Origin of the sequence: Streptomyces enissocaesilis (assembly GCF_039533765.1) — a bacterium.
GTDB lineage: Bacteria > Actinomycetota > Actinomycetes > Streptomycetales > Streptomycetaceae > Streptomyces > Streptomyces enissocaesilis.
In genome coordinates this window covers 30,631-45,676 of record NZ_BAAAUD010000044.1, presented here as the reverse complement: position 1 = coordinate 45,676, position 15,046 = coordinate 30,631, and the positions used below count along the sequence as shown (strand labels likewise).

The window sequence follows — 15,046 nt, the reverse complement described above, 5'->3', positions numbered from 1 at the left end:
GCGCGCGGCCGCCGGGCTGTCACCGGCTTCGAGCAGAACGTACCGGCTGCCCGAGAACACCCAGAACCGGTCCTCGGCTCCCGGCACCGCCATCACCGCATCGATCTGATGCGGGGTGGCTTTCGCCTCAGCGCCGGCTGCCGGCGCGCGTGAGCTGCCGGCCGTCCAGTAAAGACCCGCCCCGACTCCGCCCACCAGCAGCACCCCCGCCAGGACGGCGGCTTTCCATGGCCGGACACGGCGACGCCTGGCGGTGACCGGGGCATGGCGCCGGGTGGGCTGCAGAGGCCGGTCCTCCTGGGCGATGGCTGATCGCAGTGCATGAGCGATCATGGCGGGGGCCGGCCGCTGGGCGGGTTCCTTGTGGAGCAGCTCTTCGATGATGCCGCGCAGGGCGCCCGCGCTCGGTGCGACCTCGGGCGGCTCGTAGACGACGGCGTGCATGACTGCCGTCGGCTCCGGGCGGGCGAAGGGTGGTGCGCCTGTTGCCAGCGAGCACAGTGTCGCACCGAGGGAGAAGAAGTCGCTGGAGGCATCGGCGGGCAGGCCCCGCATTCTCTCGGGGGCCATGAACTCGACCGAGCCGACGACTCCGCCGGTCGCAGTGTGCGCTTGGTCGGCGAGCGCGGCGATCCCGAAGTCGGTGAGCACGGCGCTGCCGTCGGCCCGTAGCAGCACGTTGGCGGGCTTCACGTCACGGTGCAGCGCTCCAGTGGCATGCACGGCATCCAGAGCGGACAGCAGTTGGAGCCCGAGTCGGGCGACGTCGGCCGCCGGCAGGGGACCGCCCGCCTTGAGGCGATCGGCGAGTGAGCCACCGGAGACGAGCTCCATCACGATCCACAGCCGGTCGTCGTACTCGACCAGGTCGTAGATGTCGATCACATGAGGATGGGAGACCCGTGCGATGGCGCGCGCCTCCGTCAGCACCCGGCGCATCCGTGCCCGCTGCTCCTCGCCATGGGCCACGACGTGCAGTTCCTTCACGGCGACCGCGCGCTGCAGCAGATGGTCCCAGGCACCCCACACGGTGCCCATTCCGCCGCTGCCCAGCCGTTCGGTCAGTACGTACCGCTCGGCGACGACCGTGTGCCCGTTACTGTTGATCACGGAGCCCAAATCTACAGGCTGCGTGAACATGCCAGATGAGGCGGGACATCGGCTGTCTGCGGGACGACCCACGCGGCGGCCCAGTCGTGGTCGGACCACGGCAGGGAGACGGCGCGGGCCGCGCCGACAGGATCGGGCGGCCGCGGCTGCCGTATGCGGATCAGGACACGCGCAGTGCCCCGGAACGCGGCCGACGGGTGGGTCGGTCGTCCGCGTCTTGCCCACCGCACCCCCAGTCGGGGGTGGTCCGGCGCTCAGCACCACTCGCTTGAGACGGGTTCGATGTGTCTGGGGAACCGGGGTTGTCGGGCTCGGCCGAGTGGACTCTCGGCCTCCGCGGCCCGGGAACGGCCCCCAGCCCTTCCTGACCAGCGGGGGCTGGGGCGGCTACGCGCCCCGGACGCTCCTCACCGACTCCGCGCACAAGGTGATGACGGGCATCTCCGTCTCCGGGTCAGCCGTTGATCGCCGCGGTCACGGGCGGAAGGTAGCCCTGGGCGTGGCCGGTGGCGGTGGGGTGGAAGGAGGCCCAGGTGGGCAGGGTGAGGCGGGTGATCCATTCCTGCCGGCCGGTGGTGGTGCAGATGCCGTGGCTGTCGAAGGGGTCGCGTACGTCGGCGAAGAGGAAACCCTGCTTTTCGGCCAGCTCCCTGGTCAGCTCGTTCGTCTCGTCGGTGAGGGAGTTGAACCGCATCCGTCGTGCGGGCGTGCCCACGGTGCACGACTGGCTTCCGGTCTCCAGGAGATGCGGGTATCCGGTGACCACGACCTTCGCGTTCGGCGCCGCCTTCTCGATCGCCTGGTGAGTCTCCTGCAGTTTCTGCGGAAGCTCTTCGCGCAGCAGGCGCTCCGACTCGTCCAGTGCCCGGTCACAGGCGGCGTCGGTGGACGTCGGCAGCAGGCAGGACGTGGTGCTGTCACTGAACTCCAGGTCGTTGCCACCGATGGTCAGGGTGACCAGGGTGGTGTTCCGGCTGAGGGCGGGCAGTTGCTGCCGCAGCACGTCGGCGGTGGTTGCCCCGCTGCACGCGGCGAACCGGAAGTCGCTCACCGCATGCTGCGCGGCCCACAGGGCGGGGTAGGCGCGGGTGCTGCGACGGCAGGCGCCACTGGTCGTGTCGTAGGCGCCTGCGGCATTGCCGGCGGCGTAGGAGTCGCCGAGGGCAACGTAGCGGGTCTCGTCCTGGGCGGTCGGCGCCGCGATGGCCGGAGCACCCCCCAGAACGATAGGCAGGGCGGCCAGGACGGCGATAACGCGGTTGCGCACGGGTACTCCCCTGATTGTCACTGCGTGATGCGTATTCATAACGCAAAGTAGCAGGCGTCGGAGGCGTGCCCATGGATGCGAAGACAGGGAAACCGGGTGGCCCACCCGCTGTGGAAGCCCGCCAAGCCGCGTCCTTGACCGAGGGTGCCGGTGCGCGGGACGGTCGTTGCGCACCTGTGCGCAACCGACTCGACGCGGGAGCGCGCGATGACGTTACGGTTCGTCGGGATCGGCCCGGACGCCGGAGGCGGGGGATCGCCGACGGCGTGGGTGGGAGAAGAGGGCGCCGACCTGGTCCTGCAAGGCGAAGAAGCCGAAGCGCGGCTGAAGGCGATGGTGGGCGGAACCGAGTGGGGCCCGGTCACGTGACGGGAATCCCGGCGCACGGGACGGTGATCCGCATCCCGGCCCGGATGGTGCCGATTCCGAGGGAGGCGTGCGATGCGGCGGAGCGAGCCGTTGAGCAGCGCGACGTTCACTGACCTCCTTGCGACTCCCCGGCACACGGGTGTCCGTCTGGAGACGCGTGACGTCTACGCGGTGGGCGACGAAGCCGACGACTGCGAGACCTTCCTGCGCACCGGCAGCCCGAACTTGGACCCGGCCCGCTCGTTCTGGCCGCAGTGGCCGCCGCTCGTCAAGGACGCGGTCGCCCGCGGCGTGGTCATGCGCCGCGCCCGGATCGCCACCCAGTGCGAGGTCGCACCGGACAAGCCGGCCCGTGTGTCCTCCTTGGACTTCCTGCCCTCCTACGGCCTCGCCCCGCTCGGACTCGCCCTCATCGCCCCCGCCACCGACACTTTCGGTACCCGGGGCGTCCTCGCGGTCTCTGCTCTGACCTGCTTCGCCGCACCGGCCGTCGCCGCCCTCGTGCCCACCGCCCGCCGCTTCTTCCACCGACCCGCCTCCCGTGCCGACGAGGAGACCAGGAGCACCCCATGAACCGACTGTCGCCGGCCGCGCACTCACCCGGCCACCCTCTCCACCCCTCCGCGCCCGCCGCACCCGCGGGTGTCGTCCCGGCTCGCGTGCCCGCCGACCGCGCACCCGAGGCCCGCGCCCTGCTGACCCGGGACGCAGCGGTCGTCCTCACCGGCCACGAGAACACCCCGGACGCCCTGTTCGTCGCCGCGGCCCACCTGTTCGGAAGCCGCCTGCGCGAACTGTTCCCGCATCGCGTGCGCACCTCGCGCGACGGCGATCCGGTCCACCTGCACGCCGACAGCCTCGATGTCGTCGTCGACGTCGGCGGTGTACTCAGCAGGCGGCGCGGTCCCGACGAGGACCACGTCCTGATCCAGTGCGTCCGGCCCGCTCCCTCCGGAGGCGACTCCTTCGCCGTCGACGCGTACGGCTTCGTCGACGACCTCGCGTCAACCGACCCCGCCCTCCTGGACTTCCTCACCGGCACCGACGTCGACCTGTACGGCGAGTGGGCGGGGCTGCGCGGACTGTCCGCCACCCCGCGCGTCGGCCGGCACGTCGAGTACACGCGCACCGGCCGGCGCATCGTCCGCCGCACCGGCGGCGCCGCACCACTGCACCGCGATCCCGACACCGAGCACGTACGCGCCATGCTGGTCCGCTTCCACGAAGCCGTCCACCGTCTCGAACCGTCACTGCCGCGCTTCCGGCTCGCCGAGGGCGACATCCTCGTCCTCGACAACTACCGCTGCTGGCACGGCCGGGACGCACACAACGGCGAGCGCACCGCGCGCATCCTGACCCTGCGCACGGCCGACGCCCACTGAGAGCCGATGCGTGGTGTGCGTCATGGGAACGTGCGGGAACCCACCCCGCAGCGACTCCGGCTCCGCCCCTGCGCATCGACGCGGCCCCGGACGGCATCGGCGACCCGGCGCTCGACGACGTCAGCGTCCAGGAGCTGATTCCGGCGGCAGCGCCGGCAGATGAGGTAATGACGGTGCCCGGTGCCCGGGTGCTGCCGGTGGAGCCTTTCGCCGGCGTCGTTCCGTACGGCGTCGGCGGTGCCGGCCCGCTCCAGGTCCTGCAGCGGGCCGGTTCACGGTGGTGAGCCCTGCGCGGACGCCCGCCTCGCCCGTCAGCGCGTGGAGTTCCCGGGCGGACACGAAGCCGGGGCAGTCGACGAGAGCCTGCCCGGCAGCGGCGCGCCGGTGTGTCGTGCGCCGACTGGTCTCCGTCCCTGTGACCGTCACGACCGACTCCCTGATGAACATCGTCCCTGCGGTACGACACCAGGGGCCTGCGGAGCGGGCTGCCACGGCTCGCAGGCCCCGGACCGACAGCGACCGCATGCCGTGCGCGGGGCCCGCTGCGGTGTCTCAGGCCGCGGCGGGCGGAGGAGTGGACCGGGCCACCACCCGGGCGAGGACGAGTGCCACGAGCGTCAGCCCGCCCAGTACCGCCGCCGTACCGGGGTACCCGCCGAGCGCGAGCCCCACGCCGCCGAGCCCGGCGCCGAGGAAGACACCGAAGCTCATTCCGGCGGCGTTGACGCTGAGTGCCGTGCCGCGCAGGGAGCCGCAGCGCCGTACGAGCAGTGTGGTGACGCAGGCCGCCACCGTCGCGTGTCCGGCGCCGACCAGTGCCGTCAGCGGGAGGGCGAGGAACAGTGACCGCGTGAAGAAGACGCCGACCAGGGCGGACAGCGCCACCAGCAGCGCCAGTGCCATCAGGCGCTCGCTGGGGATCCTCGGCCGTTCGGCGCTCAGCAGTCGTCCGGCGAACAGGTTCCCGAGGAAGAACGACGTGCCGCTGAGCGTCCACACGATCGCGAACGTCTCGGGCCCGAGGCTGAAGCGTTCGTCGTAGAAGGCAGCCAGGTAGGCGAGGTACCCCATGAAGGCCGCCGTCCGCAGCATGGCGACCAGCAGCAGCGGGACCACTCCGGGCAGGGCTCCCAGCAGCCGGAACGACTCCAGGTAGCCCGGCCTCTCCACCCGGTCCGCCGGCTTCCCGGCCGCACCGTCCGTATCGTCATCGTCGCGACGGCCCCGGAGGAGGAAGTACAGGGCGAGCACGGACGAGATCGCGGCGATGGCCCACAGGTCGCCCTGCCAGCCCCACAGCAGGGCCGGCAGGGCCACGAGCGGCGCTGCGAGGAGGGCCGTCAGCGACTGGGTGGCGGTGATCAGGGTCGCCGCGCGGCCCGCGGCGGCGTCGTTGTCGAAGCGGTCGGCGGCGGCCGCCGTGAGCGCCGGGTTCAGTACCGCCGTACCGGCGCCGACGAGCAGGCAGAAGGCCGCCAGCATCAGGAAGTCGCCGCTCGCGCCGAGCGCGGCGGAGACGGCCAGGACGGCGAGTCCGCCCGCGGCCGCCCGTTCCTTGCGCACGCGGTCGATCAGCGGTGCCAGCGCGGTGCCCACGGCCAGGGCCGCGAGGCCGCCGAGGCCGCGCAGTTGGCCGAGTGCGGCGACGCCGCCGTCCGCCGCGTGGGCGATGGGCACCAGGAAGGTGCTGTAGATGGTGAAGGGCACCAGCCCGACGGCCGAGGCGAGCATGAACGGCCAGAGGAGGCGGGTCATTTTCAGATCGCCCGGTACGGCTCCGTCGTCCGCCACAACCTGCCCCACGGCCGCGCCGACGGTCTCACCGGGAGCCTCGGGGGAGGCCGCGGCACCCTGGGTCTCGCTGCTCATGCCTGCTCCGCCCGGTACCGGTACAGCGCGGTGGCGTCGGCGCTGAACTGGGAGAAGGGGAAGGGCTCGGCGGACAGCGCGGTCACGCCGGCGCCCAGGAAGGCGCGTGCGACAGCGCTGCCGGACTGGGCGTACACCACCAGCGGGAGTTCCCGCTTGCGGCAGTGCTCGAGGATCCGGTCGAAGCTGCCGTTGCTGAGGGTCATGCCGGTGGCGACCACGGCGTCCGCCTCGGCGAGCACCTGCGTCATGTCGTCGGTGACGGGGTCGCCCCAGTGGGTGGTGCGCAGGTTGAAGTCGCAGGGCAGCGGGACACCGCCCCGCTCGCGTATCGCGGCGACGAGCGGGTTGACCACGCCGATGAGGGCGACCTTCGCCCCGGGCGCGATGTCGAGGAGTCCGGCGACGGCCGCGTCCCTGGCCTGCGCGCGCTCCTCCGGCGTTCCGGTGGGCAGGGTGACGGTCTCGGCGTTCGCGGCGCTGCGATGCGGCTGTACGCGTCCGAGGTAGGCGTCGAGCGCGGCGACGCGCACCGGCGCCGAGTCGTGCCGGATGAGGGTGTCGAGGGTGTGCCCGGAGGCGTCGGCGCAGAAGTCCGGGGTGACCTCGCCGGCCTCGAAGGAGCAGGCGCCGAAGGCGTCACCGGACCTCATCAGCAGATAGCTGTTGCGGTACGTGACCTGGCTCCCGGCGAGCCGGGTGGTGTGGTGGAGCCAGAAGGCGCTGGTGACGGCCAGCTCCTGCGGACGGGGGCCGAGATCGCCGTCGAGGACGGCCTGCTGGAGCTCGGGTACGGAGTACGGCTGTGAGGGAGACATATCGGTTCTTTCTCCGGGATGTTGACAACAGGGAGGGGAAGTCGGGGAAGGTCGGCGAGCCGCTCCGCCCGGTGGGGGAGCGCCGGGAGCCCGGGGCGCCCGGCGGGCTGGAAGCACAGCAGGAGAGAACGCCGGTCCCGGACCGTCCGGTCGGGGCCGGAGCGGTGCACGACGAGCCCGGGAACATCAGGACGGAGCCGGCCGGTGCCTCGACGGTCACCGCGCCGCTCACCTCGGTGCGCGCGGTGTCCGCCGGCAGGCCGGTGGGCTCGGACCGGTCCGCGGCGCTAGGCCCTCTCGGGCACCAGAACAGGACCGCCACGCAGCAGCACGCTGTCGGTCGGCGGCCAGTCCATCGCCGACCACGGGTGCCGCAACTCGTCCTGTGCTGTGACCTCATGGGGCCGCATCGATCCGAGGCCCGCGGCGCCTGTGTGGTGGGCGTAGGCGCTGTCGACGTAGCGGTGTCCGGTGTCGGCGGCGAGGAAGACGTACGTCCGGCCGGTGTCGCGCTTCCGCTCCCACAGCGTGGCGAGGTACGCGGCCCCCGCCGACAGGCCGGCGAAGATGCCGCTGGCCCGCAGGAGTTCGACGGCGCCGGACATGGCGTAGTCGAAGTTCACCCAGTGGACGCGGTCGTACAGGTCGTGCCGGACGTTCTGGAAGGGGATGGAGCTGCCGATACCGGCGATGATCATGTCCGGGTCGGAGACGTGCTCGGCGCCGAAGGTGACGCTGCCGAACGGCTGCACTCCGACGAGCGTCACGTCCCGGCCCGCCTCGCGCAGGTACGTGGCGATGGCGCCGGTGGACGCTCCGGTGCCCACGCCCCCGACGAGCGACAGGGGGCCCTCCGGGACCTCCTTGCGGATGAGGTCGGCGACGTCGCGGTAACCCAGGTAATGGATGGAGTCGTGATACTGCCGCATCCAGTGGTAGTGCGGGTTCTCGCGCAGCAGTTCACCGATCCGCTCGACGCGCAGGTTCTGGTCCAGGCGCAGGTTCTTGGAGGGGCGGACCTGCTCCAGGGTGGCGCCGAGGATCTCCAGCTGGACACGGAGGGTGCGGTCGACCGTCGTCGAGCCGACGATGTGGCAGTGGAGGCCGTAGCGGTGGCAGGTCAGGGCGAGCGCGTGGGCGTAGATGCCGCTGGAGCTGTCGACGAGGGTGTCACCGGGCTTGACCTGTCCGGTGTCCAGCAGGTGGCGTACGGCGCCGAGGGCCGAGTACAGCTTCATCGTCTCGAAACGCAGACAGATCGCGCCCGGGGGGACGGTGACGACGTCCGGTTCCTTGACGGCCTCGGCTATGTGCTCGTGCATGTCTTGTCCTCCCGGTCAGGCGGCGTGGTGACGGATGAGCTTGAACAGGTACGCCTGGCAGTCGTCGCCCTCCCATGTCTGGCGGTGCAGGATCTCGGGCCGGAACCCGGCGTCCATCCCGTAGCCGACGATTCGCTTGAGCTCCGCGGTGTTGGACACGATCAGGTAGACCTCGCCCTCGGGTGCGAGCAGGTCGCGTGTGACGATCTGGTCGAAGAACCGCGTGACGATCTCGGCGCCCACACAGACGTTGCGGACCACGGTCGGATCGTCGCTGGTCCGTGTGGAGACCGCGGGCGGGTTGAAGGTGATGACGTCCAGCCGGGAGGAGTCCGGGAACTCCTCGAAGAGGTTGGACGCCAAGGGCCGGAAGACGGTGTCCGGCCGGTCCCCGACGATGCGCCGGTAGTGCTCTGCGGCCGTCGCCACGCTGTCCGGGTGGACGTCGGCCGCGTAGATCTCCCGCGCCCCGAGCGTGCCGGCGATGACGGCCTCGACACCGAGGCCGACGCCCATGGCCGCGTACGACCTGCCCTTGACGGGGATCGTGCCGTCCAGCAGCCGGTCGTGCACGATACGGCTGGTGTCGCCCGGCTTGAAGACGCCCGGCGGCAGCGTGAACGCCCAGCCGTTGTAGTCGTACGTCCGGGTGGTGTGGATGTCGGACTTGGAGCTGTTGATCGCGAGGATCTCGTCCGGGGGCAGCGTGTCGGGCAGCGAGTCCAGCAGGGCGCGGGCATCGTCCTGAGATGCTGCGGCGCCGGCTGCGGTCCGGTCGGTCATGGGTCCTCCGTGGTCGGGGTCTGGGGTGGAAGCTCGTGAAGTCAGGGGCCGGGTGCGGCCGGTGCGACCAGATCAGCGGCACCAGGGCCGTACCGGGATCCGTGGCGCCTACGAGGCGCCGCCCTTCGCCGCCAGGGTCCGCACCGACTTGTCGGCCTGCACGGTCCGGGTGAGGGCCGGGGCCGTCTCGTAGCCGAACTCCGCCTTGCCGGCCCGCAGGGCGCTGCTCCGGGCGTCGACGTCGGCGGACAGGATCCTCAGCTCGTCGACGTGACGCCGCCGTCCCAGTGGTCGTCGAACGGTTCGGCGACGAAGGCGCGCCCGGCCCGGAAGGACTTCGGCGCGCAAGCCCCCGTTCCCACGGGCCCGGCCGGGTCGGCGCAACGGGAACTGACGACGGCCGTGCCCAGCGTGCCGAGCAGGGCGGGGACACGGCCGAAGGCGAACAGCGCGCCCTCGGGAGTCAGCGGCTTCCCGTCGTGGAACAGCGCCTCGCACAGGGTGAACCGCCATACCGCCGCGTCGCCGTTGGACCCCCGCTTCCGGACGGGACGCGGCACCGGCGCCACGGTGGCGTCCAGGTCCACGAGCCGGTCGAGGAGGGCCTTGGTACGGGTCATCTCGATGGCCAGGGCCTCCGCGTGGGGGTCGGTGGTCTCCCGCTCGCCGCCCCCGGTGAACAGCGCGCGGAACTGGCCACCGCGCCGGGGCTCGCCCTTGTCGTCCACCGCCGGACCACCGCTGCCGGCACCGCACCCGGTAAGCGCCAGGACGCCGGCAGCGGCGCCGGTGAGGCCGGGGAATTCCCGGCGCTCGTGAAAGATCGACATGCTGCTCCCAGCGGATCACGTGGTGGGGTCCCCGCACCGCGGCCGCCGGGCGGGGGAGGGGGCGGGGCTCGAGCAGCATCCATTAACTGAAAATGATTGTCAAGATCGGTTGATGGTCGTTCAGCGGACGGACCGGTCACCGCCCTTCGCCCTGCCCGCCTGCGGGGGCCTCCTGACGGTCGGCTGCGGTGCCTCCGTCACCCGTAGCGCCCGCGGCGTTCGGTGTGGCCGGGGCCGACGGGCCGGGCAACGTCACGCCGCCGGACTTCGGTGAGGCCGCCCGAGAGGCCGGGCGCGCCTCTCCGGGGATCCTGCGAAAGGCGCTCGCGCTGTCCGCCTGCCGGAAGGTCGAGGTGCTCGCGTCCGAGGGGTGCGGCTGATGATGCCTACGGCGTGACGTCCCGGCGCCGGTGGGACCGGTCTCCTCCGCCGTCACGTACGGCGTCGGCCGGATCGAGGCGTTCCGGGGCGGCGGAGGCCCGGCGTGCGGCGCTCGGGCCGGCTCGATCGCCCTGGTCGCGGAGGAGCCGGTGAAACTCCTGAGGGCTGGCGAACATGTCCTGTTCCTCAAGGGCCTGGAGCGCGGCCTCCCGCCGCCACGTGAGGCGGGGGGAGCCGCGGCCGTCGGGGCGGTCCGTGCTGGGCCGCGCGCGGAGTCGGCATGACCGGGGGGGGGCTGCTCCTTGGGCACCTCCCCCCTTTCGTGGGCTGCCACCGGTTCCGGTCCCGCGCCGTGCGGAAGCGCCGCTTGGCCAGTCTCCGCGACGGCTTCCGCGACTTGGCGTGGTGATGGCCGTCGGGGGAGTAGTACTGATTATCGTTTTCATATACGCTGGTCTCGCTGTCACCCTCGGACGGGAGCTTGCATGGAACTGCGCGACGTGGCCGCCGGATTGGCAGAAGGAGCGGAGAGCTTCGACCGACTGTTCAGCGCGCTGTGGTCGCCGATCGGTAGGGCGACCGTCAAGGCTGCGCGCCTGCGTCCTGGTGTGCACGTGCTCGACGCATGGTGCGGCTCGGGGGCGTCCGCGATTCCGGCCGCCGAGCAGGTCGGCCCGTACGGCGTGATCGACGCAGTCGACCTCGCGGAGTCCTCGCTCGAGCGGGGCCGCGCCAGGGCCGCGGTCCGCGGTCTCGCCAACGTGCGCTTCGCGCACGGCGACGTCCTCGACTGGCCCTCACCCCGTGGTGGTTACGACGCCGTGATGTGCTCGCTCGGGATTTCCTCGTTCCCCGACGGGGCGGCGGGAACAGAGCGACTGCTGAAGCTGGTGCGCCCCGGCGGCCGGCTGACCGCGGCCATCTGGTCCCAGGGCACGCTTGAGTCGCTGCCTGAGTTGATCCATCGGGCCGTCGCGCCAGAGCGGCCGCGCCCTGCCGGTGTCCCACGCCCGGCCGATCCGCTCCAACCCGTCGGCACACCCCGGTTGTTCCGGGACTGGCTTGCGGCCCGCTCGCTGTCATCCATCGAGGTGCAGTACGTCCCGCTCGCTGTGCCCGGGGGTCCCGACCTGTTGTGGTCCCTGGTGTCCGGCACCAGGTTGAAGGGTCTGCTCGACGGCTTGTCCGTCGCCGCGGTGGAGCGTGTCCGCCGGCGGTTCGCGGCGGGCCTGCTCGCCGAGGGCCGCGACACGATCGGCTTCTCCGCGCTTGTGGGCACGGGGACTCTCCGCCGCGTCGCCCCGCCTCGCTGTCCCCGAGGCGCCCGCCCCTCGCTGACCGCCGGCCAGCCCATCGGGCCGGCGCCGCGGGTCGGTTGACCTACAGGAGATTCATGTCCCGCCGCCTGTTCGCCCCGGAGCCCGTGACCGGGGGCCACCCCGACAAGATCACTGACCAGATCAGCGAACGGGGCGACAACGAGCCGCCTCAACGCCGCTGCGCAGAGTCGCGGAGTGCTCGTGGGCGCGGCCCCGGCCGGCTGCCCGGGCCGTCGCGGTCTTCGGCGCCCTGGTCGTCGTGGCGCTGAGGACCACCGTCCCACTGCGTCGCGCGGGCCGGGCGGACGAGAAAGAGACAAGCGGCGCGTCTGCTTCCGCATAACCGGCGCAGTACTGGCGTCCGCCCGGGGCGACGGGCGGACGCCACGAGCCCGATGAGTACGTTCCGTTCAATCTGGAAGGCCCAGCTCTATGTCACCGCCAGCAATCTCCCCGCCATCGGCGAGCAGCGGCGCCGGTACGTCAGCCGACGCGGCACCCCCCGAACCCGCGGCGGGTGTGAAGGGCCGGCTCGCCTCCCGTAAGGACCTGGTGCTTGCCTGCGCCGTTCTGCTCGTCGTCCTCTTCGCCTCGGTCGTGGTGGCCATCGGTCTGGGGGCCGCCGTGATCACGCCGGGGGAGACCGTCCGATATGTGTGGGCGGCTGTCAGCGGCGGCCGCATCGCCGCGGACGAGGTGACCACCTACCAGATCATCTGGCAGATCCGTACACCACGGGTGCTGCTCGCGGCGCTCGTGGGGGCCGGGCTGAGCGCGATCGGCGTGGCCATCCAGGCCATGGTGCGCAACGCGCTCGCCGACCCCTTCGTGCTGGGCGTCTCCTCGGGCGCGTCCGTCGGAGCCGTCGGTGTCACGGTCACCGGGGGACTGGCGGCGCTGGGCGTCTACGCGGTGTCGGCCGGTGCCTTCATCGGGGCCCTGGTCGCGTCGCTCCTGGTGTATGTCGCCTCTTCCAGCCGGGGCGCGCTCTCCCCGCTGCGTCTCGTCCTGACGGGCGTGGCCATGTCGCTGGGCTTCCAGGCCGTGATGAGCCTGATCATCTACTTCGCGCCGGACAGCGAAGCGACCAGCATGGTCCTGTACTGGACGATGGGCAGCTTCGGCGCCGCGAGCTGGGGTGCGCTCCCGGTCGTGTCCGTGGTCGTCGTTCTCGGCCTGGTCGTGTTGTACCGGTACGGCCGGGCGCTGGACGTGCTGGCCCTCGGGGACGAAACCGCCGCGAGTCTGGGCATCAACCCCGACCGGCACCGCAAGGCCCTGCTCGTCCTGGCCTCGCTCGTGACGGGAGTGATGGTCGCCGTCAGTGGCGCCATCGCCTTCGTCGGACTGGTCATGCCCCACCTGGTGCGCATGGTCGTCGGCGCCACCCATGCCCGCGTGCTGGCCGTGGCGCCACTGGCCGGAGCGATCTTCATGGTGTGGGTCGACCTGGTGTCCCGGACGCTGGTGGCACCGCGCGAGCTGCCCCTGGGCGTCATCACCGCGCTCGTCGGGGTGCCGGTGTTCATCACCTTGATGCGCCGCAAGGGCTACATGTTCGGAGGGCGTTGAGATGGACCTCAGGCTTGACGGACTCTCGGTGGTGACCGACGGCAGGAGCCTGGTACGTGACCTGTCCCTGGACGTGGCAAGCGGCCAGGTCGTGGGCCTGGTCGGTCCGAACGGCAGCGGGAAGTCCACCGCCCTCAGGTGCGTGTACCGCGCACTCCGCCCCAGCTCCGGCACCGTCTGGGTGGGCGAGAAGCAACTCTCCGGCCTGACGATGCGCCGCTCCGCGCAGGTCATCGCGGCCATGACCCAGGACGGCTCCGTCGACCTCGACTTCACGGTCGACGAGGTCGTCGCACTCGGACGCACACCGCATCTTCAGGGCAACCAGGCGCTCAACCGCCGAGAGCGGGAGCTGTGCGAACGGGTGATGGACCAGCTCGACATCCGCCACCTCGCCCGGCGCGGAGTCCTGACGCTCTCGGGCGGGGAACGCCAGCGTGTCCTGCTGGCCCGGGCGCTCGTCCAGGAGGCGAAGATCCTGGTACTCGACGAGCCGACCAACCACCTCGACGTACGCCACCAGGTCGAACTGCTCTCGCTCCTGCGTGGCTCAGGGCTCACCGTCCTGGTCGTGCTGCACGACCTCAACCTCGCCGCAGCCGCCTGCGACCGCATCGGCGTGCTCTGCGAAGGCCGCCTTGTCACCACCGGCACGCCCGAGGACGTCCTCACCACGGAGCTCGTCGACGAGGTGTTCGGCGTCAAGGCCAGCATCGTGTCCCACCCGCTGACGGGTGATCCGCAGTTGTTGTATTCGCTCCCTCCCTTCCTGTGAAAGGCATCACCACGTCATGATCATGAACCGATTCCCCGGCCCGGTGCGGCAGCACACCGCCCTCGGCTCCGCGCTCGCGGCTGCCCTGCTGCTCAGCGGCTGCGGCGCCGAGATCGAACCGGACGCCAAGGCGCCCGAGAAGGTCACCGTCAAGAGGTGCGGTGAGCCGGTCGCATACACGGTTCCCCAGCGCGCCGTGGCGTACGAAGGCGGAAGCGCCGACAAGCTGTTCAGCCTCGGCCTGGCCGACCACGTGTACGGCTACGTGATGCCGCCGGCGAACCCGCCGGTGGAGGAGTCACCGTGGGCGAGCGACTACGCCAAGGTGAAGATGCTCAGTGACGATCTCCTCAACAAGGAACTCGTCGTCGAGGCCAAGTCCGATTTCGTCGTGGCCGGCTGGAATTCGGGCTTCAAGGATGAGCGGGGCATCACCCCGGAGATCCTGGACAAGCTCGGGATCCAGAGCTTCATGCACAGCGAGAGCTGTTTCAACTACCCGAAGTACCCGGAGAAGTTCACCCCCTTCGAAGCCCTTTACACCGACCTCGATCGGCTGGGCAGGATTTTCCAGGTCGAGGACAAGGCGGATGAGGTCGTCGGTGGGCTGAAGAAGCGCGTGGAGGCCGTCAGGGCGAAGGCGCCCAAGGGCGATCCGATGCCGGTCTTCCTCTATGACTCGGGCACCGACCAGCCTTTCACCGCGGGCAACCAGGTCCCGCCCAACGACATCATCAAGACCGCCGGCGGAAAGAACGTCTTCGACGGCCTCGACCAGCGGTGGACGCAGGTGAACTGGGAGGCCGTCGCCGAAGCGGAGCCGGAAGTCATCATGATCCTCGACTACGGGGACCTGCCCGCCCAGAAGAAGATCGACTTCCTGAAGAAGTCCCCCCACACGAAGGGGCTGCCTGCCGTCAGGAAGAACAACTTCTTCATCCTGGACTACAACGAGGGCGTCAGCGGGCCGCGCAACATCGACGGCCTGGAGAAGTTCGCGAAGTACCTGGCTGAGCTCCAGAGCTGACCGAGTCGCAGCGCGCCGGGGCCGTGTCCGATCCGCACGGCCCCGGCGCTCCGAGCCGCGAGTGCTGAGCCCGGGCGGCTGCCCCGTCGGGGAAAGCGCCGCGGTGAACCGCGTCGCGGCAGCCGTCACCGTCAGTGGCATGGATCGCGGGCAGGCGAACGGGCGGGTGGCGGAGGGCCGGTTCCCGGACTCCGCCGCTGCCTCGCCCTGCCTGCCCGCCGG

General features: G+C 71.3%; 15 protein-coding genes and 1 pseudogene. 8 read left to right on the top strand and 8 right to left on the bottom strand.

Annotated features, from left to right (window positions below):
• Positions 1-1,110, bottom strand: a 1,110-nt coding sequence (locus ABD374_RS22270; protein WP_344497356.1) for a serine/threonine-protein kinase, incomplete at its 3' end; no start/stop codon positions are given.
• Positions 1,111-1,564: 454 nt separating this feature from the next.
• Entirely contained in the window at positions 1,565-2,377 is an 813-nt protein-coding gene (locus ABD374_RS22265) for an SGNH/GDSL hydrolase family protein (RefSeq protein ID WP_344497355.1), read from the bottom strand.
• Between the two features lie 207 nt (positions 2,378-2,584).
• Here ABD374_RS22265 and ABD374_RS22260 point away from each other — a divergent pair.
• The 3 genes and pseudogenes from ABD374_RS22260 (at position 2,585) to ABD374_RS22250 (ending at position 4,128) form a co-directional block, all read left to right on the top strand.
• Positions 2,585-2,859 (top strand): annotated as a pseudogene (locus ABD374_RS22260) (hypothetical protein).
• Entirely contained in the window at positions 2,837-3,319 is a 483-nt protein-coding gene (locus ABD374_RS22255; RefSeq protein ID WP_344497354.1) for a DUF6879 family protein, read from the top strand. Before ABD374_RS22260 ends, ABD374_RS22255 begins: the two are co-directional and overlap by 23 nt.
• A complete protein-coding gene (locus ABD374_RS22250) occupies positions 3,316-4,128 on the top strand; it encodes a TauD/TfdA family dioxygenase (protein WP_344497353.1) in 813 nt (270 codons plus the stop codon). Before ABD374_RS22255 ends, ABD374_RS22250 begins: the two co-directional genes overlap by 4 nt.
• Positions 4,129-4,680: 552 nt before the next feature.
• Here ABD374_RS22250 and ABD374_RS22245 read toward each other — a convergent pair.
• The 5 genes from ABD374_RS22245 to ABD374_RS22225 all read right to left on the bottom strand — a co-directional run bounded on the left by ABD374_RS22245 (position 4,681) and on the right by ABD374_RS22225 (position 9,750).
• Positions 4,681-5,997: an MFS transporter gene (locus ABD374_RS22245; RefSeq protein WP_344497352.1), complete on the bottom strand. Its 1,317-nt coding sequence runs from the start codon at positions 5,995-5,997 to the stop codon at positions 4,681-4,683.
• Positions 5,994-6,815, bottom strand: a complete 822-nt coding sequence (locus tag ABD374_RS22240; RefSeq protein ID WP_344497351.1) for a Rossmann-like domain-containing protein — start codon at positions 6,813-6,815, stop codon at positions 5,994-5,996. The genes ABD374_RS22245 and ABD374_RS22240 overlap by 4 nt, the downstream gene beginning before the upstream one ends.
• A 287-nt stretch (positions 6,816-7,102) precedes the next feature.
• Positions 7,103-8,137 (bottom strand): pyridoxal-phosphate dependent enzyme, encoded by a 1,035-nt coding sequence (locus ABD374_RS22235; protein ID WP_344497350.1) that lies wholly within the window; start codon positions 8,135-8,137, stop codon positions 7,103-7,105.
• Positions 8,138-8,152: 15 nt separating this feature from the next.
• Positions 8,153-8,920 (bottom strand): class I SAM-dependent methyltransferase, encoded by a 768-nt coding sequence (locus ABD374_RS22230; protein ID WP_344497349.1) that lies wholly within the window; start codon positions 8,918-8,920, stop codon positions 8,153-8,155.
• Between the two features lie 257 nt (positions 8,921-9,177).
• Entirely contained in the window at positions 9,178-9,750 is a 573-nt protein-coding gene (locus ABD374_RS22225) for a periplasmic substrate-binding domain-containing protein (protein WP_344497348.1), read from the bottom strand.
• Between the two features lie 188 nt (positions 9,751-9,938).
• Between ABD374_RS22225 and ABD374_RS22220 the strand changes: the two genes are divergently transcribed.
• The gene (locus ABD374_RS22220; protein WP_344497347.1) at positions 9,939-10,130 is read left to right on the top strand and encodes a hypothetical protein; all 192 of its coding nucleotides are present in this window, start codon (positions 9,939-9,941) and stop codon (positions 10,128-10,130) included.
• Between the two features lie 6 nt (positions 10,131-10,136).
• On the opposite strand, the gene ABD374_RS22215 is transcribed toward ABD374_RS22220, so the two are convergent.
• Complete coding sequence (locus tag ABD374_RS22215) at positions 10,137-10,307, bottom strand: hypothetical protein (RefSeq protein WP_344497346.1); 171 nt, start codon at positions 10,305-10,307, stop codon at positions 10,137-10,139.
• A 309-nt stretch (positions 10,308-10,616) separates the two neighbouring features.
• Between ABD374_RS22215 and ABD374_RS22210 the strand changes: the two genes are divergently transcribed.
• The 4 genes from ABD374_RS22210 (at position 10,617) to ABD374_RS22195 (ending at position 14,824) form a co-directional block, all read left to right on the top strand.
• The gene (locus tag ABD374_RS22210; RefSeq protein ID WP_344497345.1) at positions 10,617-11,510 is read left to right on the top strand and encodes a class I SAM-dependent methyltransferase; all 894 of its coding nucleotides are present in this window, start codon (positions 10,617-10,619) and stop codon (positions 11,508-11,510) included.
• Positions 11,511-12,002: 492 nt separating this feature from the next.
• Positions 12,003-13,022, top strand: a complete 1,020-nt coding sequence (locus ABD374_RS22205) for a FecCD family ABC transporter permease (RefSeq protein WP_344497360.1) — start codon at positions 12,003-12,005, stop codon at positions 13,020-13,022.
• Between the two features lies 1 nt (position 13,023).
• Positions 13,024-13,797: an ABC transporter ATP-binding protein gene (locus tag ABD374_RS22200; RefSeq protein WP_344497344.1), complete on the top strand. Its 774-nt coding sequence runs from the start codon at positions 13,024-13,026 to the stop codon at positions 13,795-13,797.
• A gap of 16 nt (positions 13,798-13,813) precedes the next feature.
• Positions 13,814-14,824 carry an ABC transporter substrate-binding protein gene (locus tag ABD374_RS22195; RefSeq protein WP_344497343.1) on the top strand — a complete coding sequence of 337 codons (1,011 nt, stop codon included), beginning with the start codon at positions 13,814-13,816 and terminating at the stop codon, positions 14,822-14,824.
• Positions 14,825-15,046 lie beyond the last annotated feature (222 nt).